A 25,792-nucleotide genomic window follows, 5' to 3' on the forward strand; every position below is an offset into this window, starting at 1 on the left:
CCTATACCGGTTTCGGTCACCGCGGACGGCCGGTTCTCGGGGGCGGAAATCACCCCGAGGAGGCCGGAGGTTCAGGCGGGCAGCTGGGCGTCCAGGCGGTAGCCGTCCACGGTGACGTAGACCTGGTCACCCGGCCGGGCGTTCAGGCGCATCAGGACGGGCTGCAGGGAGTCGAAGACAGGGTGGTCCCGCCAGACCAGGACCACCGCGTTGTCACCGGGGCCGGTGACCGAGAGCAGCGTGCCCGGACGCATGCCCAGCCGGGTGGCGTACCCCTCGGGTACGGCCACCGGACCGCCCCGCAGGTGGTCGCTGGTCACCTCGATGCGCTGCCAGCGGCTCGGGTCGGCCGACGGGCTCGCGGGCGGGTGCAGCGGAGCCCGCTGGCTGGTGATCAGGTGCGGCCGGGTGTTGCCGCCGGACAGGGCCGACAGCGTGGCCAGGGCGGCGCGGGGATCGATGCTGCCGGTGTTCACCTGGGGTATCGGCTGGCCGCCGCGGTGGTGGTGGCCGTTGGCCCCCGGAGTGCGGCGAGGCAGCTGCCTGGTCGCCTCGGAGGCGGCCTCCTGGGCAGGTGTCTCCTGCCCGCTCGCGGCGAGGGCGTCCAGCCAGGCCTGGGCCGAGTGGGCCCGGATGCCGAGCTGGTGCTCCATGAGCGCGACCGCGTCGGTGTCGATCGGCTTGTTCGCCAGGAGCTGGCGGGTCCTGTCGCGCAGGCCGCCCAGATCGCCCACGACGAGCCAGTCGTCCTGGAGCCGCCGATCGGGCATGAGCGTGACCAGCACCCGCCAGAGCGGGGTCTGGAGGGTGGGGACCTCGATCGGGTGCGCGGGATCCGCGCCGATGAGCTGGTCCTTGGTGGCGGCGGCGCCCAGCCACTCGGTCAGCCCGAACATGTGCCCGGTCAGCGGTGCGGACTCCGAGGAGCGCAGCCAGAGCAGGATGCGCTCCTCGGCGGTGCGCTGGGCCGCGGAGAGCGCGTCGCGGTCGGCGTTCAGCTTGTGCGCGAGCGCACGCAGGCTGATCGGGTCGACCGCGAAGAGCCGTTCCACGGCGACCGCGCGCTCCAGCGGGCTCCAGTCGCGGAACATGTTGTCCACCAGGCGCACCAGCGGATAGTCGCTGAGGCGTACCGGGGGGGTGGCGGCGGGGGGGTCGGCGGCGGGGGCGACCGGCTCCGGGGCCGGCGACCGGTGCTGCTCCTGCGGCGCGGGCGGCTGGGCCGGGATCGATGGCGCGGGCGTCTGCGCGGGGGTCTGCTCCGGCACCTGGGGCTGAGCCTGGGCGGCCGGCGCGGCCTGCTCGGCGAGCCCCGGGATGTGGCTGAGCACTTCGCGGAACATGGCGGTGACCAGGACCTCGGGAGAGGCGGGCAGCGCGGGCCCGCTCAGGTCTCCCGCGGTCAGGCGGCGCAGGCGGCTCCAGCCGCCCAGCCCGGTGATGGCCAGGCGCGCGGGCTCCGGCCAGCCTGGCAGGGTGGGGTCGACCGTGTGCACGTGCAGGGCGGGCAGCACGTCGCTCAGCGGAAGGTGGTCCCAGCGCGACAGCGAGAGCCGGGCCAGCCTGTCGCAGACCCAGTCGAGCCCGGCGGAACCGAGGGCCTTGGGCAGGGTGACCGAGGACCACCAGCCGGCGGGCAGCCGGGGGTCGGCCAGGGCTTCGGCGACTTGCTGGGGACGGCTCCAGCGCAGGGCTGGGACCAGATCACTCAGGCAGATCGATGACTCGGCATCCATCGGCGGACCGCAACCTCCCCAAAGTGACGCGTGTGGCTAATGGTGCAGCTTACGCCGCAAGCTATCAATTGGTGTTAAGAGGGTAAAGCTCGTTCGTACCCAACTCCGACGGAAGGATACGCGGACGGCCCCCCAGTACCGTCACGGCCTCCGCTCCGGCGCGGCGTCCGGCGTCCAGCGCGGCCTCGTCGTCGGCCCCGCTCAGCAGGGCGGTGAGCAACCCCGCGGCGAACGCGTCCCCCGCCCCAATGGAGTCAATCACCTCGGTGGTGAGTGCGGGAACCCGGGCGGCCAACTTTCCGTTCCTGGCCATCAGCGCGCCGCGGGAGCCGAGTTTCACCGCCGCCGCGCCGTAGCGCAGGCTCAGAGTCTCCGCCGCGCCCTCGGCCGAGGTCTCGCGGGTGAGCAGCAGAGCCTCGTCCAGATTGGGGATGATCAGCTGGGCGGTCAGGGTCTCCTGGATGAACCGCTCGACGCCGAACGAGCGCAGGAATCCGGTCGAGGCGGGGTCCACGCTGATCGAGACGCCGCGCCGGGACGCCTCGGCCATGGCCAGCCGGGAAAGCTGGAGCCCTGGCTCGGCGAACAGCGTGTATCCGGACAGGTGGAGGTGGCCCACCCCCTCCAGCAGGCTCTCGTCCCAGTCGCCCGTGCCGATGTGCCCGCCCGCGCCCCGGTTGGTGAGCATGGAACGCTCCCCGGTCACGTCGACCATGGCGATCACCACGGCCGTCGGCCGGTCGGGGTCGACCCGCAGGTGCGGCCGTACCCCGAAGCGCCGCAGTTCGGCGGCGTGCCAGTCGGCGGTGTCGAAGCCGACCCGGGTCAGGATGCGGGTGTCGGTGCCCAGCCGGGCGGCCCAGGAGGCCGTGTTGGCCCCCGAGCCGCCGGGCCGCAGCACGATGTCGGCGGCGGTGTCCGTGCCGACGGCCAGGCCGCTCCTGGCCGGCCCGCCGTGCAGCGCGACGACGTCGGTCACCACGTCGCCGATGACCAGTAGACCCGTTCCGGTCATGGTTTCCTCAGTTTCCCCGGCTCCAGGAGGCCGCGATCTGCCCGGCGAGGCGGACGTTGCCCCGCACCGCGGCCAGGTTCGCCTCGAGCGAGGCGCCGGCGGTGCCGCGTACCAGGTAGCCCAGGAGGAACGGGGTGATGGCCTGGCCGGTGACCTTCTGTTCCTCGGCCGCCGCGAGAGCCTCGGCGAGCACCCGGTCGTGCAGTTCGGGGTCGAGCTGCTCCGACAGCGGCACCGGGTTGGCGACGATCAGCGCGCTCTCCGGGCCGCCCAGCGCGTCCTGGGCCCGCATGATGTCCGCGGCCTCGGCCGGGGTCTCGATCCGCCAGTCGATCGGCTCGCCCGAGGTGTGCAGGTAGAAGCCGGGGAACTCGTCGGTACGGAACCCCGAGATCGTGACGCCGCGGGTCTCCAGCCGCTGCAGGGTGGCTTCGACGTCCAGGATCGACTTCACGCCCGCGCAGACCACGGTGATGCGGGTCCGGCTCAGCATGTCGAGGTCGGCCGACTCGTCCTGACTGTCGGTCCACCCGCGGTGCACCCCGCCGAGACCGCCGGTGGCGAAGATCCGGATGCCCGCCCTGGCGGCCAGGAACGAGGTGGCGGAGACCGTGGTCGCACCGCTCGCCCCGAGTGCGGCGGCGGCGGGCAGGTCGCGGAAGCCCAGCTTGCGGAGTCCGGGCTCGCCGGCGATGCGCTCCAGCTGGCTCTTGTCGAGACCGATGCACGCCACGCCGTCCAGCACCGCGATCGTCGCCGGCACCGCCCCGGCCTCGCGGACGAGCTGCTCCAGCTCCACCGCGACCTCGAGGTTGCGGGGCTGGGGCAGGCCGTGCGAGATGATCGTGGACTCCAGGGCCACGATCGGGGCGCCCTGTTCCAGCGCCTCGGCCACCTCGGTCGAGGGGCGCAGCAGGCCGCCGGTGAGGGACTGTCGGGTGGTACGCATGAGCTGGTTCTGTCTCCTTGTCCGAGGTCGTAATCATTGCTTGCTTTTGGAACGGTGTAAACGACACCGTCTTCCCCAAAAAGAGCACGTTACGGCGGTTGCCGGGAGACGTCCACTTAAAGATCAGCTAATGAGTAGGACTCCGATCAGTGAGATCCCGCCGATGATGGCCGTGGCGATCCCGCCCAGGAGCAGTGACCGCCCGCCCCGCACGAGCTTTCGGAGATCGACACCGGTGCCCAGGGCGAAGAGCGCCGCCGCGAGCAGCGTCGCCGTCAGACCGGGGATGGCCCGGGTGACCTCGGATGGCACCAGGCCCAGGCTGCGCGCCGCCACGGCCACGACGAACCCGGCGACGAACAACGGCACCACCGGCGGCCGGCCCGCCGCCCGCCCGCTCTCCGGAGGCTCCGTCGAGGCGGGGCGCAGAGCGGCGGAGGTGAGGCCGACGATCGGGGCCAGCAGGACGACCCGGACCAGCTTGACGGCCACCGCGCTCACCAGGACCCCCGCGCCGGCCGCCGCGCCGATGGCGGCGACCTGCGCGACCTCGTGGACCGAGGCGCCGGCCCAGATGCCCAGCTGGTGCGGTGTCAGGCCCAGGGATCCCGCGAGCAGCGGCAGTGCGACGATCGAGGCGCTGCCGTACAGGACGACCACGCCGACCGCGGACGCCACGTCGTCGTCATCGCTTCCGGCGACCGCGTGCATGGCGGCCACCGCCGCCGCCCCGCAGACGGACACGCCGGTCGCGATCAGCAGGGACCTGCGCGGGCTCACCCCGACCCGGCCTCCGATCCACCGCGTCGCCGCGAACGTGACACCGGTCGCCGCCGCGACCACCGCCAGCACCGGCCAGCCGAGCGCCAGCAGCTCCGGCAGCGCGATCTGCAGCCCGAGCAGCACGATCGCCAGGCGGAGCACCCGGCGGGAGACGAACCTCAGCCCGGGGGCCAGCGAACGGTGCAGGCCGCCGAGGTTGGTGAGCGCGACCCCGAGTGCCACCGCGATCACGGCGGCGCTCACCTCGGGAACGATCCGGGTGGCGGCCGTGGCCAGCACCACCGCGACGGCCACCGCCCCGAGCCCCGGCGCGAGCGTCCCGAGCGCTGTCTCGGCGGACCCCGGAGGGGAGTGCCGGGTAGGTCCCGGTGAACGGGCGGGCGGGGAGGAGGGCATTGTCCGAGTGTCGGCGCGGCCCGGCGGGGCCGGTACCCGTCGTCTTGCTGGTAGGTCATAGCCTGGGGCTATGAGTGAGCTGCCCGACATCGAATCCCTGCGCCTGCTCGTCGATGTGGAGCGCCTGGGCAGCCTCGGCCAGGCGGCCAGGGCGGCGGGCGTCGCGCAGCCGTCGGTGAGCAAGCGCATCTCGCTGCTGGAACGACGTCTCGGGCTGGAACTGCTGGAACGCACCCCGCGCGGCTCCGTTCTCACCCCGCAGGGCGCGATGGTCTCCGCCTGGGCCGCGCAGGTGCTGGCGGCGGCCGAGGAGCTCATGAGGGGAGTGGAGGCGGTACGGCACGGCCGGGCCGCCCACCTGCACATCGCCGCCAGCATGACCGTGGCCGAGTATCTGCTGCCGCGCTGGCTGGGAGAGCTCCAGAACCGTGAGCCCCAGGTACAGGTCGGCCTGGACGTGCAGAACTCGGCGGAGGTGGCGAAGCTGATCGGCGGTGAGATCGAGCTCGGCTTCGTGGAGGGCCCCTCGGTGCCGCCGGGGCTGGCGTCGCGGGTGGTGGCCACGGACCGGCTCGTGGTGGTGGTCGCGCCGGGCCATCCGTGGGCGCGCCGCCGTACCCCGCTGCGCGCCGCCGAGCTGGCCGCCACCCCGCTGGTCGTGCGGGAGCGGGGATCGGGCACCCGCGAGACGCTGGACGTCGCGCTGACCGGCTACACCGTCGCCTCCCCGAGGCTGGAGCTCGGTTCCAACGCGGCGGTCAAGGGGGCCGCCCGCGAGGGCGCGGCCCCCGCCGTGCTCAGCGGCTACGCCGTGGAGGCCGAGCTGGCCACCGGCCGCCTGATCGAGGTGCCCACCAAGGACATCGATCTCGCGCGCCGCCTGCGGGCGGTCTGGCGCCGCGGTCGCACCCCCAGCGGCCCGGCCGCCACCCTGCTGAGAATCACCCTCTCCGCCGCCGGGCGGCCGGAGCCCCCGGCCCCGCCGTCCGCCCACTGACGTCCGGGGCGGACGCCCCTTCCTGCTTCGGCTCGTTGTGCGGGCGCGGGTGCGGCTCGGTAGGGTCGGGGTGTTCCGCGACGACCAAGCGGGGCATGTTTCTCCGAACGCCGCAGGGCGTGCCGTGTCCGCGCGGGGAGGCTTCGGGACGTCCGGGCCGGTGAACCGCGGACCGGCAGATCCGGCCGGCAGGTCGGGTGCTGGAATCCCCGGCCCTCAAGCCGCGGGAGGACGTCAAAGGGAAGTCTCGTGCTCCGCTCTCGCTATGAAGCAGTGATCGTCGGAGGCGGCCACAACGGCCTGGTCGCCGCCGCCTACCTCGCCCGCGCGGGCCGGCGCGTCCTCGTCCTGGAGCGCCTCGACCACGTCGGTGGTCTCGCCGTGTCGGCGCGGGCGTTCCCCGGGGTCGACGCGCGGCTCTCGCGCTACTCGTACCTGGTCAGCCTGCTGCCCGCCAAGGTCGTGGCCGACCTGGGGCTCAGGGTCACGCTGCGCCGGCGCCGGTACGCCTCGTACACGCCGGTGGGGGAGAGCGGGCTGCTGGTCGACAACGGCGACGCCGCGCGGACCGCCGCCTCCTTCGCCCGGATCACCGGGGGCACCGGTGAGCTGGACGCGTGGCGGCGCTTCTACGGGATGACCGCCGACGTGGCCGGCAGGGTCGCGCCGACACTGCTGGAGCCTCTCGCCGACCGCGCGGCGATGCGGCGCCTCGTCGGCGACGAGGCGTGGCGCGACCTGTTCGAGCGGCCGATCGGTGAGGTGGTGGACGAGCGGTTCGCCGACGACACCGTACGCGGGGTGGTCCTCACCGACGCCCTCATCGGTACCTTCGCCGACCCCTCGGATCCGGGCCTGCTGGCCAACCGGTGCCTGCTCTACCACGTGATCGGCGACGGGACCGGCGACTGGAACGTCCCCGTCGGCGGCATGGGCGCGGTCTCCGGCGCGCTCGCCGAAGCCGCCCGCGCCGCGGGGGCGGAGATCCTGACCGGTGCCGAGGTCCTCGCGGTCGACGCCTCGGGCGAGGTCGCCTTCCGCGACGCGGGCGGGGAACACGCGGTGGTGGGCGAGCGGGTGCTGGCCAACGTGCCGCCCGCCGTGCTCGCCCGGCTCCTCGGCGGCACCGAGCCCGCCCCCGAGGGGGCCCAGCTCAAGGTCAACATGGTGCTGTCCCGGCTGCCGCGGCTGAAGGACCCCGCGGTGGACCCCGAGGCCGCGTTCAGCGGTACGTTCCACATCAACGAGGGCCGCGACCAGCTCGCCCGCGCGTTCGCGGAGGCGTCGGCCGGGCGGATTCCCACGCTGCCCCCGGCCGAGGTCTACTGTCACTCGCTGACCGACCCCTCCATCCTCGGCCAGGGGTTGCGGGAGGCCGGAGCCCACACGATGACGCTGTTCGGCCTGCACATGCCGGCCAGGCTGTTCCGCGACGACCCGGCCGGGGCGCGCGAGGCCGCGCTGCGCGCCACGCTCGCCTCGATGAACCGGGTGCTCGCGGAACCCGTCGAGGACTGCCTGCTGCGCGCCCCGGACGGCGGTCTCTGCCTGGAGGCCAAGACCCCGGTCGATCTGGAGACCGAGGCGGGACTGCCGGGCGGCCACATCTTCCACCGCGACCTGTCCTGGCCGTACGGGGAGCCGGGGCGCTGGGGCGTGGAGACCGACCTCGAGCGCGTCCTGCTCTGCGGCGCGGGTGCCCGGCGCGGCGGTGGCGTCAGCGGCATCCCCGGCCACAACGCCGCCATGGCGCTGCTCGGCTGAGCCCGTCCGGCCTGGGCGAAGACGGCCTGAGGTGTTCATCGGGTTCTCATGATGAGCGTCTAACGTGAGGGCCATGGGTGACGGTGAGGCGGCGCGGGTGCTGGTCGTGGACGACGAGCCCGCGCTCAGGGAGGCGTTGCAGAGCAGCCTGGAGTTCGAGGGCTACCGGGTCGGCGTGGCCTCGGACGGCCAGGAGGCGCTGGAGACGCTGGAGCGGGAGTCGTACGAGCTGGTCCTGCTGGATGTGATGATGCCCCGGCTGGACGGGCTGACCGCCTGCCGCAGGCTCAGGGCGGCGGGCAACCACCTGCCGGTGCTCATGCTCACCGCCCGCGACGCCGTGGGCGACCGGGTGTCGGGCCTGGACGCGGGGGCCGACGACTACCTGGTCAAGCCGTTCGAGCTGGACGAGCTGCTGGCGCGCGTCAGGGCGCTGCTGCGGCGCGGCGCGCTGAGCGCGCCCGCGGCCGCGGACGACGCCTGCCTGGCCTTCGGCGACCTGCGGATGGACACCGCCAGCCGCGAGGTCACCCGGGCGGGCGAGCGGCTGGAGCTGACCCGTACCGAGTACCTGCTGCTGGAGCTGCTCATGATCCATCCACGCCAGGTGCTCACCCGCGAGCAGATCCTCAGCGAGGTGTGGGGCTTCGACTTCGAGCCCTCCTCCAACTCCCTCGACGTCTATGTCATGTACCTGCGCCGCAAGACCGAGACCGGCGGGCGTCCCCGGCTGATCCACACGGTCCGGGGAGTCGGCTACGTGCTGCGGAACTCGGCGTGAACGGTCGCCGTTCGCTGCGCTCGCGGCTGACCCTGCTGGTGGCGGCGGCCGTGGCGCTGGCGATCGCGGTCTGCGCGGTGCTGTGCTGGTTCGTCGTCAGGGCGGAACTGCTGCGACAGGTGGAACGCTCCCTGGAGGTGCCGAAGGGGCCGCAGGGCGTCGAGTGGATCGAGTCGTACTGCGCGGGGGGGCCGGCGGGGCCGAGGGAGAGCAGCGAGCACAGGCCGCCGTTCCGCATCCCGTCGGTCCAGCTGATCTACACCGGGGGCGGCAGGTGTGTCGTGGGCACCGCCCCCGTCAAGGTCACCCCCGCCGACCTGGCCCTGACCCAGGCCCCGCCCGGCACGAGGAGGTTCAGGGACGGGGTGACCGACGGCGGCGAGGAGGTCCGGGTGATGACGAGGAACGTCGGGCCCGGTATCGCGATCATGGAGTCCCGGTCGCTGGAGGAGGTCCAGGCCACCCTCGCCGCCCTGGCCTGGATCCTGGCCGGGGTCACCGCGCTCGGCGTGTTCTGCGCGGCCTCGGCGGGGCTGCTGGTCTCCCGCACCGCGCTGCGCCCGGTCGGCCGGCTGACCGAGGCCGTCGAGTACGTCGCCAGGACCGAGGACCTCGACACCAGGATCCCGGTCGAGGGCACCGACGAGATCGCCAGGCTCGGCGTCTCCTTCAACGCGATGACCGCCGCGCTGGCCGGGTCCCGCGAGCGCCAGCGGCGGCTGATCGCCGACGCGGGACACGAGCTGCGCACCCCGCTCACCAGCCTGCGCGCCAACATCGACCTGCTGCTGCGCAGCGAGAACACCGGGCGGCCGCTCGACCCCGCTCCCAAGCACAGGCTGCTGACCAACCTCAAGGCCCAGTTCGAGGAGATGTCCACGCTCGTCGGGGACCTGCTCCAGCTCTCGCGTGCCGAGGACGAGCACGAGCCGTACGTCGAGGTCGCCTTCCACGAGGTCGTCGAGGAGGCGGTGCGCCGGGCCCGGCTGCGTGCCCCCGACACCCCGATCGAGGTGGAGCTGCGCCCCTGGTACCTGCGAGGTGATCAGGCCGCCCTGGAGCGGGCCGTGGTGAACCTGCTGGACAACGCGGTGAAGTTCTCGCACGGGCGGGAGGGGCCGGTGCGGGTGAGGCTCCGGGACGGCGAGCTGACGGTCAGGGACCACGGCCCCGGCATTCCCCGGGGGGAGCTGCCGTACGTGTTCGACAGGTTCTGGAGGTCGTCCTCGGCCCGCAGCATGCCCGGGTCGGGGCTGGGGCTGGCCATCGTGGCCAAGGCGGTGCGCGACGCCGGGGGAGAGGTGGAGCTGGAGAACGCCGAGGGGGGCGGCACCCTCGCGCGCGTCCGCCTGCCCGGCTCGTTCGCCCGGCCCGCCGGGGCGTGAGCCACGGCTCACCCGTGGCGACCTGCGCCCGGTACGACAGGACCCGCCCCGACGTTCCGGGGTGGCTCGACGCGGTGCGGCACGGTCGCCGCCGGCGCCCGTGGACCCGATCGCCGGCTGGTTCCGTGAGCCGCCCCGGCGACGTCGATTTCCATGAATTGTGTGCAATCTCTTGTCATTGGATGATCACATCTCCATCATGGTGGCAGATCAACCGGAGGAATGTACACATATCTACGGATGGCTGCCCGTACGGGCGGATCCTCGGAGGGCGGTACGCCCCTGAGGCCGAGCCGACCGCGCGGAACGGGGTCCCCGAACTCTGCGACCGCCCCGGGAAGCGTGCCCGGCGCGCGGTGAAGAGGTCCACGGCGGGCCGCTCGGTCCGATCGGCGAGGAGATCACACGGCTCGTCACGGTGGGGACCATTCGACCAAGGAGCACGGCATGCACTACCGGCTCGGGGTGGACGTCGGAGGGACGTTCACTGACATCCTTCTCATCGACCCCGCTACCGGGCGCACCTTCCGCGCCAAGACCCCTTCCACCCCCCACGACCAGTCGGTCGGCGTGCTGGCCGGTATCGAGAAGGTCCGCGCCGAGGCGCGGATCCCCCTCTCGGAGATCGGCCAGCTCCTGCACGGGACCACCGTCGCCACCAACGCCATCCTGGAGGGCAAGGGCGCGCGGGTGGGCCTGGTGACCACCGCCGGATTCCGGCAGGTGCTGCAGATCGCCCGCTCGTTCGTTCCCGGAGGTCTGGCCGGCTGGATCATCTGGCCCAAGCCCGAGCCGCTGGCCGCGCTGGAGGACACGGTCGAGGCGGTCGAGCGGGTCGCCTCCGACGGGTCGGTCGTCACGCCCCTTGACGAGGACGCGCTGCGTGCCTCCCTCGGGCGCCTGCGCGGCGTCGAGGCACTCGCGGTCTCCCTGATCAACTCCTACGCCTTCGACGGCCACGAGCGGCGGGTCGCCGAGATCGCCGCGGAGGAGCTGCCGGGCGTGCCGGTCTCCATCTCCTCCGCGGTCCTGCCCGAGCTGCGCGAGTACGAGCGGACGATCACCACCGTCGCCAACGCCTACGTCCAGCCCCAGGTCGCCAGGTACCTGGACAACCTCGCCGGCAGGATCGCCGAGGGCGGTGTGACGGGCTCCCTGAACATCCTGCGCAGCGACGGCGGCCTGGCCTCCGCCTCCGCCGCCGCGGGCAGCCCGGTCAACCTGCTGCTGTCCGGACCGGCCGGCGGAGTCGCCGGCGCGACCTGGGTCGCCGAGCAGGCCGGCTTCCCGGACTTCCTCACCTTCGACATGGGCGGGACCTCCACCGACGTAGCCCTCGTCCAGGGCCTGCGCCCGCGCGTCGGCCGCGAGACCAGGGTCGGTGACCTGACCGTCCGCTCGGCCTCGGTGGACGTGCGGACCGTCGGCGCGGGCGGCGGCTCCATCGCCCACGTCCCCGAGCTGACCCGGGCGTTGCGCGTCGGCCCGCAGTCCGCCGGTGCCGACCCGGGCCCCGCCGCGTACGGCAGGGGAGGGGAGGAACCCACCGTCACCGACGCCAACGTGGTGCTCGGCTACCTGCCCGCCCGGCTGGCCGGTGGCGAGATCGTCCTGGACCGGGAGCGGTCGCGCGCCGCGGTGGCCGGGGTCGCCGAGGCCATGGGCCTGCCGTCGGTCGAGGCCGCGGCCCAGGGCATCGTCGACATCGTCAACGAGAACATGTTCGGCGCGCTGCGCCTGGTCTCCGTGCAGCAGGGCTTCGACCCCCGTGACTTCGCGCTGGTCGCCTTCGGCGGCGCCGGCCCGCTGCACGCCAACGCGCTGGGCCGGCTCACCGGCTCCTGGCCGGTCGTCATCCCGCCCTCGCCGGGCGTGCTCTGCGCGTACGGCGACGCCACCACGTCCCTGCGCGACGAGGCCGCCCGCACCTACATCAGGCGCTTCTCCCAGCTCACCGACACCGAACTGGGCGAGCTGCTGACCGAGCTGGCCGAGACCGCGGCACGGACACTGGAGGCCGAGGGCGTCGACCGCGCGGACCAGAGCGCGACCTATCACGTCGACGTCCGCTACCACGGCCAGGGATTCGAGATCCCGATCCCGCTGACCCCGGACACCGGGCTCGACGCCCTCGGCAAGGCGTTCGACGCCGAGCACGAACGACTCTTCTCGTTCCTGCTGGACAACGAGCACGAACTGGTCAGCGCCCGCGCGGCCGTCAGCGGGCCGCGCCCCAACGTCCAGGCCGTCTCGCTGGCCCCGGGCGGGGAGGACCCCTCGGCGGCCGTCACCGGAACCCATGAGATCTGGGTCGAGGGCGGCTGGACCGAGGCCGCCGTCCACGACCGCTCCGCCCTGCTCGCCGGGAACGTGGTGCGCGGCCCGGCGATCGTCGTCGAGATGGACTCCACCACCCTCGTACTGCCCGGTCACGCCGCGACGGTCCACGAGAGCGGCAGCCTGCTCATCCGTCCCCTGGAGGCATGATGGCCCAGATCATCGAGACCGCCACCGTGCCGCTCGCCGCGGTGGACGTCGACCCGGTGACCCTCGACATCATCGAGAACGCCCTGCGCAACGCGCGTCACGAGATGGACGAGGTGCTCTTCCGCACCGCGCTCTCTCCGGGCATCCGGGAGCAGCACGACGAGTTCCCGCTGATCGGCGACCCGCGGGGCCGCATGGTCGTCGGACAGTTCGGCCTGTCCATCCCGGCACTGCTCGACGGCTTCGACGGGACCATCGAGGAGGGCGACGTGCTGCTCACCTCCGACCCCTACTCCTGTGACGGCGCGATCAGTCACGCCAACGACTGGCTGGTCGTCATGCCGATCTACGTCGAGGGCCGGGTCGTCGGCTGGGCGTCGATGTTCGGCCACATGTCCGACGTCGGTGGCAAGACCGCCTGCTCCATGCCGACCGACGCGCGCACCATCTTCGAGGAGGGCGTGGTCATCCCGCCCTTCAAGCTCTACTCCCGGGGCGTGCTCAACGAGGACGCGCTGCGCATCATCCTCAACCAGGTACGCCAGCCCGACTGGAACCGCGCCGACCTCAACGGCCTGATCGCGGCCTGCCGCACCGCGTCGCGGCGGATCCAGGAGCTGTGCGCGCGCTTCGGGGCCGAGACCTACACCTCGGCGCTGGAGGCGCTGCTCCAGCGCAACCACGACGCGATGAGAATCCTGCTGGCGACGCTGTTCGAGGACGGGGAGACCCTCACCTTCTCCGACTACATCTGCGACGACGGGGTGGGGTACGGGCCGTACCGGCTGACGTTGTCGCTGACCCGCACCGGAGAGAAGGTGCTGCTCGACTTCTCCGGCAGTGACCCGCAGGCCCAGGGGCCGATCAACTACTACATCAACGAGAACCTCGCCCGGATGTTCTTCGGCATCTACCTGATCACCGTGGCCGACCCGCAGATCCTGTGGAACGACGGCTTCTACCCGCTGGTGGACGTGCGCATCCCGGAGAGGAGCTTCTGGAGGCCCGAGTACCCGGCCGCGCTCAACGCCCGCAACCACGGCATCGGCCGGATCTTCGACCTGTTCGGCGGGCTGCTCGGGCAGAAGACGCCGGAACTGCTGAACGCCGCGGGCTTCTCCTCCTCCCCGCACTTCATGTACTCAGGGCACAAGACCGGTACGGGAGAGTGGTTCCAGCTCTACTCCATCGGCTTCGGCGGCATCCCCGGACGCCCGATCGGCGACGGCCCCGACGGGCACTCGCTCTGGCCCTCGTTCACCAACATCCCGTGCGAGTTCCTGGAGTCCTACTATCCCCTGCGCGTCGAGCGCTGGGAGACCGTCGCCGACACCGGCGGGGCGGGGCTGCACCGCGGCGGCAACGGTGTGGACGTCGCCTACCGGTTCCTGGAGCCGGGCACGATCGCCATCCACGACGACCGCTGGCTCACCTACCCGTGGGGTGTCAACGGCGGTGACCCCGGCGCCCGGGGACGCAAGTGGATCGAGCGGGCCGACGGGACCGTGGAGGTGCTGCCCAGCAAGGTGCACGACGTCCCGGTCGCCCCCGGAGACCTGCTGCACTTCGTCACCTGGGGCGGCGGCGGGTGGGGCGACCCGCTGGAGCGCGATCCGGACCTCGTCGGGCTGGAGGTGCGGCGCGGTCTGGTCACCCCCGGCGGCGCCCGCCGCTACGGAGTGTCCTGCGACGAGGCGGGAACGGTGGACCTGGAGGCGACGGCCGGGCTCCGCGAGTCCCTGCGCGCCTCCAGGCCCGAACCCGCGGTGTTCAACATGGGGCCGCCGCTGGAGGAGGTCCTCGCCCGCTGCGAGGAGGAGACCGGCCTGCCCGCCCCCCGCCCGCCGCTACGGGTGTGAACACGGAGCCTTCCGGCGTCGCCGGGAGGCTCCGTCCTTTTCTCACCCGGTGTTAATGGCCGGCTCAGGATCACTCAAGATCACCTTATGACCCTGAGGCCATGACAGAACCGAGCCGCCGTCACCGGGGGGCAGCGTGAAGCAGGCGACAGCGCCGGCGCGCACCCGAACGGTCGAGATCGTGGTCCCCGTCCACAACGAGCAGCGGGTGCTCGGCGAGAGCGTCCGCCGCCTGCACACCTATCTCACGGAAACCTTCCCCTACGGCTTCCGCATCACGATCGCCGACAACGCCAGCACCGACGCCACCTGGCGGATCGCCGTCGACCTCAGCCGCGAGCTGTCCGGCGTGCGCGCCCTGCACCTCGACGCCAAGGGCCGGGGCAGGGCGCTGCGCAGGGCGTGGTCGGCCAGCGACGCCGACGTGGTCGGCTACATGGACGTGGATCTCTCCACGGACCTGGACGCCTTCCTGCCGCTGGTGGCCCCGCTGCTTTCCGGTCACAGCGACCTGGCCATCGGCACCCGGCTTTCTCGGGGGTCCAACGTCGTCCGCGGGCCGAAACGGGAGTTCATCTCGCGGACGTACAACCTGCTGCTCCGCTCGGCGATGGGGGCGCGGTTCTCCGACGCGCAGTGCGGTTTCAAGGCGGTGCGCACCGAGGTCGCGCAGGCGCTGCTCCCCGCGGTCGAGGACGAGGAGTGGTTCTTCGACACCGAGCTGCTGCTCCTGGCCGAGCGGCACGGTCTGCGCATCCACGAGGTGCCCGTCGACTGGGTGGACGACCCGGACAGCCGCGTCGACATCGTCAGAACCGTCAGGGACGACCTCAGGGGGATGGCGAGGGTGGCGCGGAAGACGCTGTCGGGGGCGGCCAGGATCCCGGTCCCGCCTCGGGTGCGGGCGGCGCGGCTGCCCGGGGGCATGGCCCGCCAGCTGCCGAGCTTCGCCGTCATCGGGGTGATCTGCACCCTGGCATACCTGGCCCTGTTCGTGACCCTGCGCCTGGTGACGCCCGCCGCCGTGGCCAACGGGGTGGCCCTGCTCGTCACCGCGGTCCTCAACACCGCGGCCAACCGGCGTTTCACCTTCGGCCTCACCGGCCGCACCGGAGCCCTCCGCCACCAGCTCGAAGGCGGCCTGGCCTTCCTCGTCGGCCTGCTGCTGAGCACCGGCGGCCTGGCCCTGCTCGACCTCGTGGCACCCGCGGCGTCCACCGCCGCGGAGGTCGCCGCGCTCGTGGCGGCCAACGCCGTCGCCACCCTCGTACGCTTCCTGATGCTCCGCACCTGGGTCTTCAATCCCCGCCGCGCCAAGGAGAGCACCCGATGAGCACCCACACCTCGCCGGCGGCGGGGCCCGACGCACCGGCGCAGCCTCAGGGCGGCAGGCACGCCGCCGGGCCGGGACGCGCGGGCCGGGACGGCGGACTCGGCGGCGTCGCGCGCCGGGTGTCTCTCGGCCGGCCCGGCGACCCCCGCTGGGCGCGGCCGGGCCTGTGGGGTGTGCTCGCGCTGGCCGCCGTCCTGTACGTCTGGGCGCTGGGGCGCAACGGCCACGCCAACGAGTACTACGCCGCCGCGATCCTGTCGGGCACCCGGAGCTGGAAGGCGTTCTTCTTCGGAGCCCTGGACGCGGGGTCGTTCATCACCGTGGACAAGCCACCGCTCGCGCTGTGGGTCATGGGACTGCCCGCCAGGATCTTCGGGTTCGGCACCTGGAGCATGCTCCTGCCACAGGCCGCCGCCGGGGTCGCCGCCGTCGCCGTGCTCCACTCGGCGGTGCGAAGAGCCATGCCCGGCGGGTACGGCCACGCCGCCGCACTGGTCGCGGCCCTGGCGATGACGCTGACCCCGATCACCGTGGCCATCAACCGGGACAACAACCCCGACACCCTCCTCGTCCTGCTGCTGGTGCTCGCGGCCTGGTTCTGCCAGGAGGCGGTACGCACCGGCCGGATGCGCGCGCTGGTCGTCTCGGCGGTGCTCGTCGGCCTGGCGTTCAACACCAAGATGCTCCAGGCCTACCTGGTGCTCCCGGCCTTCGCCCCGCTCTACCTGGTCATGGCTCCGGGGACGTCGCTCCGCCGTCTCGGACACCTGCTCGCCGCGGGTGCCGCGCTGGTGGTCTCCAGCGCCTGGTGGATGGTGATCGTGGACCTGTGGCCCGCGTCGGACCGCCCCTATGTCGGCGGCAGCACCGACAACTCCGTCCGGGACCTCGTCATCGGCTACAACGGCCTCGGACGGATCTTCGGCAGCGGCGGGGGGCGGGGCGGGGGCGGCATGGGGTTCGGCGGCGAGGCGGGCGCCTGGCGCCTGTTCAACGACATCATGGCCGGGCAGATCTCCTGGCTGCTGCCCTTCGCCGTGATCGCCCTGGTCGCCGGGCTGGCCCTGACCGCCCGCGGCCCGCTCCGCGACACCAGGATCGCCCTGCTGCTGTGGGGCGGCTGGCTGGCGGTCCACTACGTCGTGTTCAGCTTCTCCAGCGGCACCTTCCACCCGTACTACTCCACCGCGATGGCCCCGGCCGTCGCCGCGCTGACCGGTCTCGGCGGGGTGCTCGGCTGGAGGGCCTACCGGCGCTCCAGGGCGTGGTCGTGGGTGCTGCCCGCGGGGATCGCGGTCACCGGGGCGTGGGCGTTCACCGTGCTGCGCCGCAGTACGGACTTCGTGCCCTGGCTGGCCTGGACGGTCGCCGCGATCACGGTGACGGCGGTCGCCGGGCTGCTCCTGGCCCGCCTGGGGCCGCGGCTCCGGCTGCGGGTCGCCGCCGTCGCGCTGGCCGCCGGGCTGGCCGCCGGCCTCGCCGGTCCCGCCGCCTACGCGCTGACCCCGCTCGGCTCGGCCGTCAACGGCACCAACCCCACCGCGGGTCCCGCGGGGAGCGGCGGCTTCGGCGGCATGCGGGGCGGCTTCCCCGGCGGCGCGAGAGAAGGGGGTCCCGAGGGCGACGGCGGACCTCCCGGTGGCACACCGGGACAGAACTCGCAGCAGGGGACGACCGGCGACGCCGTTCCGGGGGCGCGCTACGGCCTCCCGGCCGACGGCGTACGTGGCGGTGGTCCCGACGGTGCCATGGACCAGCAGATGATCGAATACCTGAGGAGGAACCTGGACGGCGCGACCTGGCTGGTGGCGGTGAGCGGCGCGCAGGGCGCCTCCTCGGTCATCCTGTCGACGGGGCTGCCCGTCATCGCGATGGGCGGCTTCACCGGGAGCGACCCCGCCATGACCGTGGACCGGCTCGACGGGCTCGTCTCCTCGGGGCGGCTCAGGTACGTGATGACCGGAGGCGGCCAGGGCGGGCCCGACGGGGGCGGGTCCCAGGTGACCGAGTGGGTGCGGGCCAACTGCGCGGCGGTCAAGGCGTCGGAGTACGGCGGCTCCACCGACCGGTCCCTGTACCGCTGCGGCTGAGCCCGCACGCCGGCCGTCCGGGACGGACCGCCTCCCGGGCGGCCGGTGCCGGTTTCCGAAGGCGCCCGCACCGGACGTCCGAAGTCCTCTGCGCCGGATCCGCCTCAGGCCACCGGCTTCTGTACGGGTCCGGGCGACGTCCGGCACGGCACCGGGCAGGTCTGCCGTTTGGACCGCGGTCGACCCGCCGTCCGCCGCGGCCACCGGTGTCCGTGCTGAGATTGGGGCGCGGCCAGGCGAGGAAGCAGGGCGCCTCGGCGATCTCCTCGGGCTGGGCCACCCGGCAGAGCGGCTGAGCACGGACGGGGTCATGTCCGCGTGACGGACGCGAGGAGCGCCAGCTTGTCGGCACTGTCGGTGCCGGGGTCCGGGTGGAGGACGACGAGCGTCTGGCCTGTCGCGCCGCTGACGCCCAGCCTCTCCCGGTTCAGCCACAGGCCACCGACCTGGGGGTGGTCGATGCGCTTGGGGGTGCCTTCGCACGTGTTCACGTCGTGGCGGGCCCAGAGCCTGCTGAAGCGAGGGCTGGCGAGGGAGAGCTCGCCGACGAGTTCGATGAATCGGGGGTCGTCCGTGTCGGTGCCGACGGACTCGCGGAAGCCGGCGACCATGCCCTGCGCGGCGTCCTCCCAGTCCGGGTAGAGGGCCTGCTCGGCGGGGTCGAGGAACACGTCCCGCAGGCGGTTGCCCCCCGCCACGAGTCGCGGCGACAGAGCGGTCGCCGGCGCGTTGGCGGCGAGGACGTCGAAGTAGCGGCCCTCCACGTACGCGGGGAGCGGAAGCGCGACGACGAGCTTGGCGACGCCCGGCGGGACGGTCTCCTTCCGGGGCCGCCGTCGCCGCCGAGGTTTTCCCGCCCCGAGGCGTAGCAGGTAGGCCGTCGCGTTGTCGTCGAGCAGCAGCACGCGGGCGAGGGACCCGAGGACCTGCGCGGAGGGGTTGCGGTCGCGGCCCTGCTCCAGGCGCAGGTAGTAGTCGGCGCTGATGCCGGCGAGCATCGCGACCTCCTCCCGTCGCAGGCCCGGCACGCGCCGTACGCCCACGGAGGGGATGCCGGCCTGTTCAGGAGTGACGAGCTCACGGCGGGCGCGCACGTAGTCGCCCAGCAAGTTGGATTCGTCGCTCATGTCCCCACGGTAGTTCGCGCACCCTCGTGCGTGCCTGGTCCTGTCACCCCCAGGATCGCGGGGGCTCTGGCTCCGTCAGCGGGTGAGCGGAAACCTCACTTCCGTAATGAACACCGGCGAAATCGGCCGGGGATCCCTTCTGCGAGCGAGGAGTTACACCATGTCGACATATTTGCTGGTACACGGGGCCTGGCACAGCGGGCAATGCTGGGAGCGGGTGGTCCCGTTGCTGGCGTCGGCCGGGCACCGGGTGGTCGCGCCGTCGCTGACCGGCCACGGCGACAAGGCGCATCTGCTCGGCCCCGAGGTAGGGCTGGACACGCACGTCGACGACATCGTCAGGCTGATCACCGAGGCGGACCTCACCGACGTGATCCTGGTGGGCCACAGCTACGCCGGGCTGGTCATCTCGTCCGCCGCCAACCGGATCCCGGATCGGATCGCCCATCTGGTCTATCTCGACGCGATGGTCCCCAGGGACGGCGAGAGCGCGGTGGATGTGCATCCCGTGACCCAGGACCTCATCGACCGCGCCGCGGAGTCCGAGGTCGGCTGGCGGGTCCCGCCGATGCCCGAGCTGCCGCCGCCCCTGGGCCTGTTCGGGGTCACCGACCCGGCGGACGTGGCGTGGCTGCGGACGATGTTGTCGGATCAGCCGGTGCTCTGCCTCCGGCAACCGGTCCGGCTGGACAATCCGGCCGTGCGCACGATTCCGCGGACGCACGTTCACTGTGTCGTCGGCGTACCGGAGGGCATCGAGCGGCGGCCCGTCCCGGCGATACAGCCCAACGGCAGCCCGGCGCAGGTGTGGGAACTGGAGACGGGCCACGACTGCATGATCACCATGCCGGCCGAGCTCACCGAACTGCTGCTCAAGCTCGGCTGACCCGCCCACCCGGGCCGCTTCCGGTCCCGCTCTCCTCGCCCGTGCGACGGGGGTGAATTCATTGACTGATTGACCAATCAGTAGTATGGAGGCGGTGTGCCCGCGCTGCTGTAGTCTTGCGCCGTGCACAGCGGAGGAGGAGCGCGCAGCAGCCGCGCCGACCAGGCCGACCAGCGCCGAGCGGAGCTCCTTGAGGCCGCCAGGCGGGTCGTGCTCGAGCGCGGGCTGGCCAGCACCCGTGTCGCCGACATCGCCAAGGCGACGAACGTGAGCGGTGGCCTGATCCACTACCACTTCGCCACCAAGGACGATCTCATCACCGAGATGCTCCGCAGCACCAGCGACTCGGAGATCCAGCGGCTGAAGGAGATCGTCGCGGGCCCCGGCACCGCCGTCCAGCTCCTCGACCGTGTCCTGCGCTTCTACATCCCGGCCTCCCGCTCCGACCAGAGCTGGATCCTCTGGGTCGACGCCTGGGCCGTGGGAGTGCGCGAGGAGCACGTCCGCACCATCCTGCTGGAGCTCGAGGGCGCCTGGATCGAGATCCTCAGCCAGGTGATCTCCGCCGGCGTGGCCTCGGGCGAGTTCACCTGCGACGACCCCCTGGGCTCGGCCGAGCGGATCGACGGCATGCTCGACGGCCTCGTGGTCCGGTACACCCTGCACACCGGCAACATGTCGCGGAGCCGGATGCTCCATCACGCCAGGGTCGCCGCGGCCAGGGAGGTCGGCCTGCGCCTCTCGGACTTTCCCGACGAGCCGGCCGAGGCTCCGTAGCGGCGGGCGGACGGGGAGACCCCGGGGCCGCCGGGTCAGACCTGGGGGGTGGGCAGGGCCGCGAGGAGGAAGGCCAGTCGCGCCGCGGCGCCGTCGATGTTCTCGCTGGTGCCGAGCCGGTAACCCCACGAGGTGATGAAACGGCCGTCCTGGGAGCAGGTCACGGTCTCGGCCAGGGTGCTGCTGAAACGGTTGCGGACGTACACGTACGCGGGATCACCGAACGAGATCCGCTGTACGGAAAGGTCGGCGTGCAGCCGTATCGCAGCAACGAACCTCTCCAGACAAGACAGCGTGTCCAGCATCGTGCGTCACCTCCGTCTCGACAGAGAATTGCACGATCTTGGGATGCTAATCAAGCAATTGCGGTGTTTAGTCCCTTGACTGCCCGGAGAAATCGTTGAGTACTCGGACGATCACCGATCTGGCGTCCTCCCCGAAGACCGCGACCTCGTAGAGTTCCTCGAAGGTCCGCGCGTAGAAGGCGACGTCGTCCGGGTCGCGGAGAAGCAGGTCCCTCGTCCTGGTCGGCACCGTGACATGGGCGTCGTCGTACATCCAGAAACCGTTGAGCGGCGCCGAGGGCAGGGGGGCCTCGAAGGGGATCACGCCGAACTCCACGTTCGGCAGCGCGGTCACCGCCAGTAACCGGTCGAGCTGCCCGCGCATCACGTCCAGCGGGGCCAGCCGGTAGCGCAGCACCGCCTCGGGCAGGACGAACCTGAACCGTCTGCTCTGGTCGTAGAGGATGTCCTGGCGCCGCATGCGGACCCGGATGGCCGCGTCGATCTCGTCGGGGGACCGGTAGAGGCGCTTGATCCGAGTGAAGATGCTCCGGGCGTACTCGGTGGTCTGCAGCAGGCCGATGACCACGCCGGGCTCGAACACCCGCAGCAGCGTGGTCCGTGCCTCCATGTCGAGGACGTCCTCCTGCAGGGCGGCCAGTCCGCCGCGGTGCCGCTGCCGCCAGGAGTCCTGGCGATCCGGGAGCCCCAGCACCTGCTCCACCAGCTCCTCGACCACCTCGGGGGAGGCGTCCGTGGCCCGCGCCCACTGGACGATGTCGTCCTCGGTGACGGTCTGGCGGGCGTTCTCGATCCGGGAGACCTTGGAGGCCTGCCAACTCAGCCGCTCGGCCAGTTCCTTGCCCGACAGGTGGGCGGTCTCCCGCAGGTGCCGTAACCGCGCGCCGAGTTCGGTTCTGGCCTGTTGGAACCCGCCCACACGATCTCCCTGGCCGCTCTCGCCCGCCTGCTCCTCCCGCGGGTTCACGTCACCCCCCGCGTGGTGCGCACGACGCTAGACCCGAGCATGTGGATCAAGCCAGAGAGCACTCCTAATCGTGACCAATATTTACAGAAAGTACTCGGCGCGCGATGTCCACGAGCAACTCGCGGGGCACCTCGACGGCGGTCTCCCCCTCCAGGACGTGGCGCAGGTCGGCCAGCGCCTCCGCGTCGGTCACCCGAAGGCCCTGCACCACGACGGTCCCGCGATCGGTCTCGTAGAGGGAGGGGCAGGCGCCCGCTTCGGAGGTGGAACCAAGGAACCGGAGGCGCATGACTGAATCCTTCCCCGAGCAACACTCTTGGAGCAATTGCGAGCAATCCTAGAGTTTGGAAGGTTGCATGAAGGTTTCAAGCACCAGATAACGCACATTCCACTTATTTCGCCTTATGTCACATGAACGTGCGGGCGCGGGCGAACAGGTTCAGCGTGGTCGCGTGGAGCAGGTCCCCGAGTTCCCTGGGCGCCTTGCCCGCGCACGCGCGAGCGTGTGTGCCCTCCAGCACGATGCCGAGCTTGAAGCAGGCCATCACCGCGTACCAGTCGACGGCGGACAGATCGCGGTCGGACAGGGCCGCGTAGCACTCGACGAGCTCGGTGGCCGGGGCCAGCCCGGTGACGCCGCCGGAGATCACGCCCACGCCGTCGGAGGTCGGCCAGGTCGCCAGCAGCCACCCCAGGTCCAGCAGCGGGTCGCCCACCGTGCACATCTCCCAGTCGACGATCGCGGCCACCCTGGGCCCGTCGCAGGCGAACATGAGGTTGGCCAGGTGGTAGTCGCCGTGCATGATCCCCGGAGTGAACTCCTTCGGCCGGTTGCGCTCCAGCCAGCCGGCCGTCTCCGCCAGTCCGGGGATGTCGGGTCCCGGATATCCGTCCAGGGCCCCGTAGCCGTCCAGTTCGCCCATCCAGCGCGGTACCTGCCGCTCCAAAAACCCCTCGGGGCGGCCGAACCCGTCGAGCACGCCGTGGTCCACCCGCCCGAGGTCGGCCAGCGCCGAGGCCGCCTCCAGGCCCATCCGATGCCGGATCGCGGGATCGCTCGCGTGCGGCTCGGGCAGCCCGACCGTGGGGTTGAAACCCTGGACCGGTTCCATCAGGTAGAAGACCGCGCCCATGACGCTCTCGTCGGTACAGGCCGCGACGAGGCGCGGCGCCGCCACCGGCGTGTCGCGCAGCACGGCCAGCACCCTCGCCTCCCGGCGGAGTACCTCGTTGCTCCTGGCGCGCGGGTGCAGCGGCGGCCTGCGCAGCACGTACCGAGATCCACCCCGCTCGAAGCGGACCATGACGTTCTGCGTTCCGCCCGCCACCGGCGCGACCCGCTCGAACGGCCCGCGGGGCAGCCCCTGCGCGTCCATCCACGCACCGAGCACGCCGAAGTCGATCACGTTGACGTCGATGTGCGTGGCCGTCATGCACCCTCCTCAACCGAATTATATTCTAGTCAGGGTGAATCTATGATCCCCGCCCGCGACGGTCAATACCGTCCGCACCGCGACGGCCGTTACGATCGGGGGATCACACGGGGATCACAGCAGGCGCCGCGGGATGTCGGTGAGTACGGCGCGGAGTTCCTCGCCGAGGGCCTTGGCCTGGGCGTCGAGGCGAGGGCTGGCGGCCACGCCCCGGCCGAGGAGGCCGTGGACGACGAAGTTGAGGGCGAGCAGGTTGGGCAGCTCGAAGCGCTCGACGTTCAGTTCCGCGGTGCAGGGCAGGAGCTCGGCCAGGCGCTCGACCGTCAGGTGGTCCTCCAGCCAGCCGAACTGCTCGGGGGTGCGGACCCAGACCCCCAGGTTGGCGTTGCCGCCCTTGTCGCCGGACCGGGCACCCACGATCGAGCCCAGCGCGGCTCGCACCGTCCCGCCGTCGCCGTCCGCGCCCCACGGGCCGCCCGGTGCGGCCTCCTCCGGCGCTCCGGGGCGCGTGACCGGGGGAGGGGGCGCCTGCCCGGACCGCTCCCGGCCACCGTCCCCCGACGCGTCCGGTGCGGTGGGGAGCTCGTGGCCGTCGAGCCAGACGCGGGCCCGCACCGCCTTCGCCGGGACGAGCGTGGGCCAGTAGACCCCGTACGGCGAGGCGTCACCGGGAGGGGTCAGCCCGTAGAAGCCGGGGTAGCTCGCCAGGCCGGTCTCGACCACGGCGGAGGAGAAGGCGCGTCCGGCCCTGCGCCGGTCGGCGTCCATCACGGTGACGCGCAGCAGGGCGGTGCCCGCCAGCGGGGTGAGCTCGACGTGGACCTCGTCGAACGACTCCCTCGGCACCCGGGCCCAGATGGCCTCCTGGGCGAGCCTGGCCTTGGCCTCGACGTCCAGGCCGGTCAGCACGAGCGTCATGGTGTTGCGGTAGCCCGCCAGGTAGTTGACGGCGACCTTGAGCGTGCTGGGCGGGGCCTCGCCGCGTACCCCCGAGACGCGGACCCGGTCGGGACCCTGCTGCTCCAGCCGGATCGTGTCGAAGCGCGCGACCACGTCGGGGCCGAGATAGCGGGGGGAGGCGATCTCGTACAGCAGCTGCGCGGTGACCGTGCCGACCGAGACCAGCCCCCCGGTCCCCGGGTGCTTGGTCACCACGCTGGAGCCGTCCGCCTCCAGCTCCACCAGCGGAAACCCGCAGTGCGCCAGGTCGGGCACCTCGTCGAAGAACGCGTAGTTACCGCCGGTCGCCTGGCAGCCGCACTCGATGACGTGCCCGGCGACCACGGAGCCGGCCAGCGCGTCGAGATCGCCGGGCCCCCATCCGTACCGCCAGATTCCCGGCCCTGTGACCAGGGCCGCGTCCGTGACGCGGCCGGTCACCACCACGTCCGCCCCGGCGGACAGGGCGGCGGCGATCGGGCGGCCTCCCAGGTAGGCGTTGGCGGTCAGGGCGGGCGCGGGCAGCGGCTCGCCGGTGTCGGCGTTCGGCGCTCCGCCCAGGTCGTGGCCGGTGAGGTCGTCACCGGTGACGTGGGCGACCCGCGCCGGCAGCCCGAGGCGCGCCGCCAGCTCGGTCACCGCCCCGGCGCACCCGGCGGGATCCAATCCACCCGCGTTGGAGACGATCCTGATGCCGCGCTCCAGGCAGGTCCCGAGGACCTCCTCCAGCTGCTTGAGGAAGGTCGGCGCGTAGCCGGGGCGGCCCCTGAGCCGGTTCCCGGCCAGGATCAGCATGGTCAGCTCGGCGAGCCAGTCGCCGGTGAGCACGTCGATCGGGCCGCCCTCCACCATCTCCCTGGCGGCCGACAGCCGGTCGCCGTAGAAGCCGGAGCAGTTGGCGATACGCAACATCGGATCTCCTCGGGCGGGTGTCCGGCAGGCGGTGTCAGCCCACCTCGGGGACGGGGATCCAGGACGCGGGCCGCTTCTCCATGAAGGCGGCGATCCCCTCCTGCCCCTCGGCGGAGGTGAAGCGCCGGGCGGACAGCTCGGCCATCTGGCGCATGCCCTCCTCGACACTCAGCTCGGGCACGGTCCGCACGAGCTGCTTGGTGAGAGCGAGCGACTCGGGGCCGCCGCGCAGCAGCATGCCGGTGTAGTGGGCGACGGTCGCGTCCAGCTCCTCCTCGGGCACGGCGCGGGTGAGCAGCCCGATCTCCCTGGCGCGGGCGGCGTCGAACGTCTCCCCGGTGAGCAGGTACTCGGCGGCGGCGCGCGGGTCGAGCCGCCGCAACACGGTCACCGAGATCATCGCGGGCACCACGCCGAGCCGCACCTCGCTGAAGGCGAACGACGCCGAGTCGGGGGCGATCGCGAAGTCGCAGGCCGCCACCAGACCGAGCCCCCCGGCCCTCGCGGTGCCGTTCAGCCTGCACACGACCGGCTTCGGGCTCTCCCAGATCAGGCTCATGATCTCCGGAAACGACGCGGTCACCGGCGCCTCGTGCGCGCCGCGGGGGGGAACCCGCTGCTCCTTCAAGTCGGCGCCCGAGCAGAACACCGGCCCGGTCCCGGTGAGCACGATCACCCGGACGCTCTCCTCGGCCAGCGCCCGGTTGAGCCGGTCCTCCAGGTCGCCCAGCAACCGCACCGACAGGGCGTTGCGGTTGCGGGGGGAGTCGAGGGTGATCGTCGCCACCCCCCCCGGACACCTCCCCGTGCACCAGGCGCTCCACCGGCCAACCCCCATCGGTTCTCATCTGAATCCTTCCAGCCGCAAGAC

Annotated in this window: 21 protein-coding genes; 10 read left to right on the forward strand and 11 right to left on the reverse strand. The window is 72.4% G+C overall.

Features of this window, described 5'->3' with window-relative positions:
- Positions 1-71 precede the first annotated feature (71 nt).
- The 4 genes from ACFQVD_RS03680 to ACFQVD_RS03695 form a co-directional block, all read right to left on the reverse strand.
- A complete protein-coding gene (locus ACFQVD_RS03680) occupies positions 72-1,736 on the reverse strand; it encodes a hypothetical protein (protein ID WP_364147966.1) in 1,665 nt (554 codons plus the stop codon).
- A 64-nt stretch (positions 1,737-1,800) separates the two neighbouring features.
- Positions 1,801-2,751 (reverse strand): carbohydrate kinase family protein, encoded by a 951-nt coding sequence (locus ACFQVD_RS03685; RefSeq protein WP_343977549.1) that lies wholly within the window; start codon positions 2,749-2,751, stop codon positions 1,801-1,803.
- 7 nt (positions 2,752-2,758) lie between these two features.
- Complete coding sequence (locus ACFQVD_RS03690) at positions 2,759-3,700, reverse strand: pseudouridine-5'-phosphate glycosidase (RefSeq protein WP_343977546.1); 942 nt, start codon at positions 3,698-3,700, stop codon at positions 2,759-2,761.
- 123 nt (positions 3,701-3,823) lie between these two features.
- On the reverse strand, positions 3,824-4,879 hold the full coding sequence (locus ACFQVD_RS03695) for a YeiH family protein (protein ID WP_343977543.1): 1,056 nt from the start codon (positions 4,877-4,879) through the stop codon (positions 3,824-3,826).
- A 70-nt stretch (positions 4,880-4,949) separates the two neighbouring features.
- Between ACFQVD_RS03695 and ACFQVD_RS03700 the strand changes: the two genes are divergently transcribed.
- The 8 genes from ACFQVD_RS03700 (at position 4,950) to ACFQVD_RS03735 (ending at position 17,575) form a co-directional block, all read left to right on the forward strand.
- Positions 4,950-5,876, forward strand: coding sequence for a LysR family transcriptional regulator (locus ACFQVD_RS03700; protein WP_343977540.1), 927 nt, complete (start codon positions 4,950-4,952; stop codon positions 5,874-5,876).
- Positions 5,877-6,125: 249 nt separating this feature from the next.
- The gene (locus ACFQVD_RS03705) at positions 6,126-7,640 is read left to right on the forward strand and encodes a phytoene desaturase family protein (protein WP_343977537.1); all 1,515 of its coding nucleotides are present in this window, start codon (positions 6,126-6,128) and stop codon (positions 7,638-7,640) included.
- A gap of 73 nt (positions 7,641-7,713) precedes the next feature.
- Entirely contained in the window at positions 7,714-8,421 is a 708-nt protein-coding gene (locus tag ACFQVD_RS03710; protein ID WP_343977534.1) for a response regulator transcription factor, read from the forward strand.
- Positions 8,418-9,806 carry a HAMP domain-containing sensor histidine kinase gene (locus ACFQVD_RS03715; protein ID WP_343977531.1) on the forward strand — a complete coding sequence of 463 codons (1,389 nt, stop codon included), beginning with the start codon at positions 8,418-8,420 and terminating at the stop codon, positions 9,804-9,806. The genes ACFQVD_RS03710 and ACFQVD_RS03715 overlap by 4 nt, the downstream gene beginning before the upstream one ends.
- A 447-nt stretch (positions 9,807-10,253) precedes the next feature.
- Positions 10,254-12,293 (forward strand): hydantoinase/oxoprolinase family protein, encoded by a 2,040-nt coding sequence (locus ACFQVD_RS03720; protein ID WP_343977528.1) that lies wholly within the window; start codon positions 10,254-10,256, stop codon positions 12,291-12,293.
- Entirely contained in the window at positions 12,290-14,152 is a 1,863-nt protein-coding gene (locus tag ACFQVD_RS03725; protein WP_343977525.1) for a hydantoinase B/oxoprolinase family protein, read from the forward strand. The genes ACFQVD_RS03720 and ACFQVD_RS03725 overlap by 4 nt, the downstream gene beginning before the upstream one ends.
- 136 nt (positions 14,153-14,288) lie before the next feature.
- Positions 14,289-15,485 carry a bifunctional glycosyltransferase family 2/GtrA family protein gene (locus ACFQVD_RS03730; protein ID WP_343977522.1) on the forward strand — a complete coding sequence of 399 codons (1,197 nt, stop codon included), beginning with the start codon at positions 14,289-14,291 and terminating at the stop codon, positions 15,483-15,485.
- Positions 15,482-17,575 carry a glycosyltransferase family 39 protein gene (locus ACFQVD_RS03735; RefSeq protein WP_364147959.1) on the forward strand — a complete coding sequence of 698 codons (2,094 nt, stop codon included), beginning with the start codon at positions 15,482-15,484 and terminating at the stop codon, positions 17,573-17,575. The genes ACFQVD_RS03730 and ACFQVD_RS03735 overlap by 4 nt, the downstream gene beginning before the upstream one ends.
- Positions 17,576-17,883: 308 nt before the next feature.
- On the opposite strand, the gene ACFQVD_RS03740 is transcribed toward ACFQVD_RS03735, so the two are convergent.
- Positions 17,884-18,702, reverse strand: a complete 819-nt coding sequence (locus ACFQVD_RS03740) for a helix-turn-helix domain-containing protein (protein WP_343976503.1) — start codon at positions 18,700-18,702, stop codon at positions 17,884-17,886.
- A gap of 160 nt (positions 18,703-18,862) precedes the next feature.
- On the opposite strand from ACFQVD_RS03740, the gene ACFQVD_RS03745 reads away from it, so the two are divergent.
- Both ACFQVD_RS03745 and ACFQVD_RS03750 read left to right on the forward strand, forming a co-directional pair.
- The gene (locus tag ACFQVD_RS03745) at positions 18,863-19,588 is read left to right on the forward strand and encodes an alpha/beta fold hydrolase (protein WP_343976506.1); all 726 of its coding nucleotides are present in this window, start codon (positions 18,863-18,865) and stop codon (positions 19,586-19,588) included.
- 123 nt (positions 19,589-19,711) lie between these two features.
- On the forward strand, positions 19,712-20,365 hold the full coding sequence (locus ACFQVD_RS03750) for a TetR/AcrR family transcriptional regulator (RefSeq protein WP_343976509.1): 654 nt from the start codon (positions 19,712-19,714) through the stop codon (positions 20,363-20,365).
- 35 nt (positions 20,366-20,400) lie between these two features.
- On the opposite strand, the gene ACFQVD_RS03755 is transcribed toward ACFQVD_RS03750, so the two are convergent.
- The 6 genes from ACFQVD_RS03755 to ACFQVD_RS03780 form a co-directional block, all read right to left on the reverse strand.
- Positions 20,401-20,670 (reverse strand): hypothetical protein, encoded by a 270-nt coding sequence (locus ACFQVD_RS03755; RefSeq protein ID WP_343976512.1) that lies wholly within the window; start codon positions 20,668-20,670, stop codon positions 20,401-20,403.
- Between the two features lie 67 nt (positions 20,671-20,737).
- Positions 20,738-21,589: a helix-turn-helix domain-containing protein gene (locus ACFQVD_RS03760; protein WP_343976515.1), complete on the reverse strand. Its 852-nt coding sequence runs from the start codon at positions 21,587-21,589 to the stop codon at positions 20,738-20,740.
- A 112-nt stretch (positions 21,590-21,701) separates the two neighbouring features.
- Positions 21,702-21,926 carry a hypothetical protein gene (locus ACFQVD_RS03765; protein ID WP_030908087.1) on the reverse strand — a complete coding sequence of 75 codons (225 nt, stop codon included), beginning with the start codon at positions 21,924-21,926 and terminating at the stop codon, positions 21,702-21,704.
- 118 nt (positions 21,927-22,044) lie between these two features.
- Positions 22,045-23,070, reverse strand: a complete 1,026-nt coding sequence (locus ACFQVD_RS03770; RefSeq protein WP_343976522.1) for a phosphotransferase family protein — start codon at positions 23,068-23,070, stop codon at positions 22,045-22,047.
- A gap of 114 nt (positions 23,071-23,184) precedes the next feature.
- Entirely contained in the window at positions 23,185-24,921 is a 1,737-nt protein-coding gene (locus tag ACFQVD_RS03775; protein ID WP_343976525.1) for an acyclic terpene utilization AtuA family protein, read from the reverse strand.
- 34 nt (positions 24,922-24,955) lie between these two features.
- Entirely contained in the window at positions 24,956-25,708 is a 753-nt protein-coding gene (locus ACFQVD_RS03780) for an enoyl-CoA hydratase-related protein (RefSeq protein ID WP_386368388.1), read from the reverse strand.
- Positions 25,709-25,792 lie beyond the last annotated feature (84 nt).

Source organism: Streptosporangium amethystogenes subsp. fukuiense (assembly GCF_042665875.1).
GTDB classification, from domain to species: Bacteria; Actinomycetota; Actinomycetes; order Streptosporangiales; family Streptosporangiaceae; genus Streptosporangium; species Streptosporangium fukuiense.

Coding starts and splice junctions, on each gene's coding strand:
- ACFQVD_RS03690 (WP_343977546.1), bottom strand. CDS start 3,700: ATGCGTACCACCCGACAGTCCCTCACCGGCGGCCTGCTGCGCCCCTCG.
- ACFQVD_RS03700 (WP_343977540.1), top strand. CDS start 4,950: ATGAGTGAGCTGCCCGACATCGAATCCCTGCGCCTGCTCGTCGATGTG.
- ACFQVD_RS03725 (WP_343977525.1), top strand. CDS start 12,290: ATGATGGCCCAGATCATCGAGACCGCCACCGTGCCGCTCGCCGCGGTG.
- ACFQVD_RS03710 (WP_343977534.1), top strand. CDS start 7,714: ATGGGTGACGGTGAGGCGGCGCGGGTGCTGGTCGTGGACGACGAGCCC.
- ACFQVD_RS03695 (WP_343977543.1), bottom strand. CDS start 4,879: ATGCCCTCCTCCCCGCCCGCCCGTTCACCGGGACCTACCCGGCACTCC.
- ACFQVD_RS03775 (WP_343976525.1), bottom strand. CDS start 24,921: ATGTTGCGTATCGCCAACTGCTCCGGCTTCTACGGCGACCGGCTGTCG.
- ACFQVD_RS03765 (WP_030908087.1), bottom strand. CDS start 21,926: ATGCGCCTCCGGTTCCTTGGTTCCACCTCCGAAGCGGGCGCCTGCCCC.
- ACFQVD_RS03680 (WP_364147966.1), bottom strand. CDS start 1,736: ATGGATGCCGAGTCATCGATCTGCCTGAGTGATCTGGTCCCAGCCCTG.
- ACFQVD_RS03770 (WP_343976522.1), bottom strand. CDS start 23,070: ATGACGGCCACGCACATCGACGTCAACGTGATCGACTTCGGCGTGCTC.
- ACFQVD_RS03720 (WP_343977528.1), top strand. CDS start 10,254: ATGCACTACCGGCTCGGGGTGGACGTCGGAGGGACGTTCACTGACATC.
- ACFQVD_RS03685 (WP_343977549.1), bottom strand. CDS start 2,751: ATGACCGGAACGGGTCTACTGGTCATCGGCGACGTGGTGACCGACGTC.
- ACFQVD_RS03735 (WP_364147959.1), top strand. CDS start 15,482: ATGAGCACCCACACCTCGCCGGCGGCGGGGCCCGACGCACCGGCGCAG.
- ACFQVD_RS03740 (WP_343976503.1), bottom strand. CDS start 18,702: ATGAGCGACGAATCCAACTTGCTGGGCGACTACGTGCGCGCCCGCCGT.
- ACFQVD_RS03745 (WP_343976506.1), top strand. CDS start 18,863: ATGTCGACATATTTGCTGGTACACGGGGCCTGGCACAGCGGGCAATGC.
- ACFQVD_RS03755 (WP_343976512.1), bottom strand. CDS start 20,670: ATGCTGGACACGCTGTCTTGTCTGGAGAGGTTCGTTGCTGCGATACGG.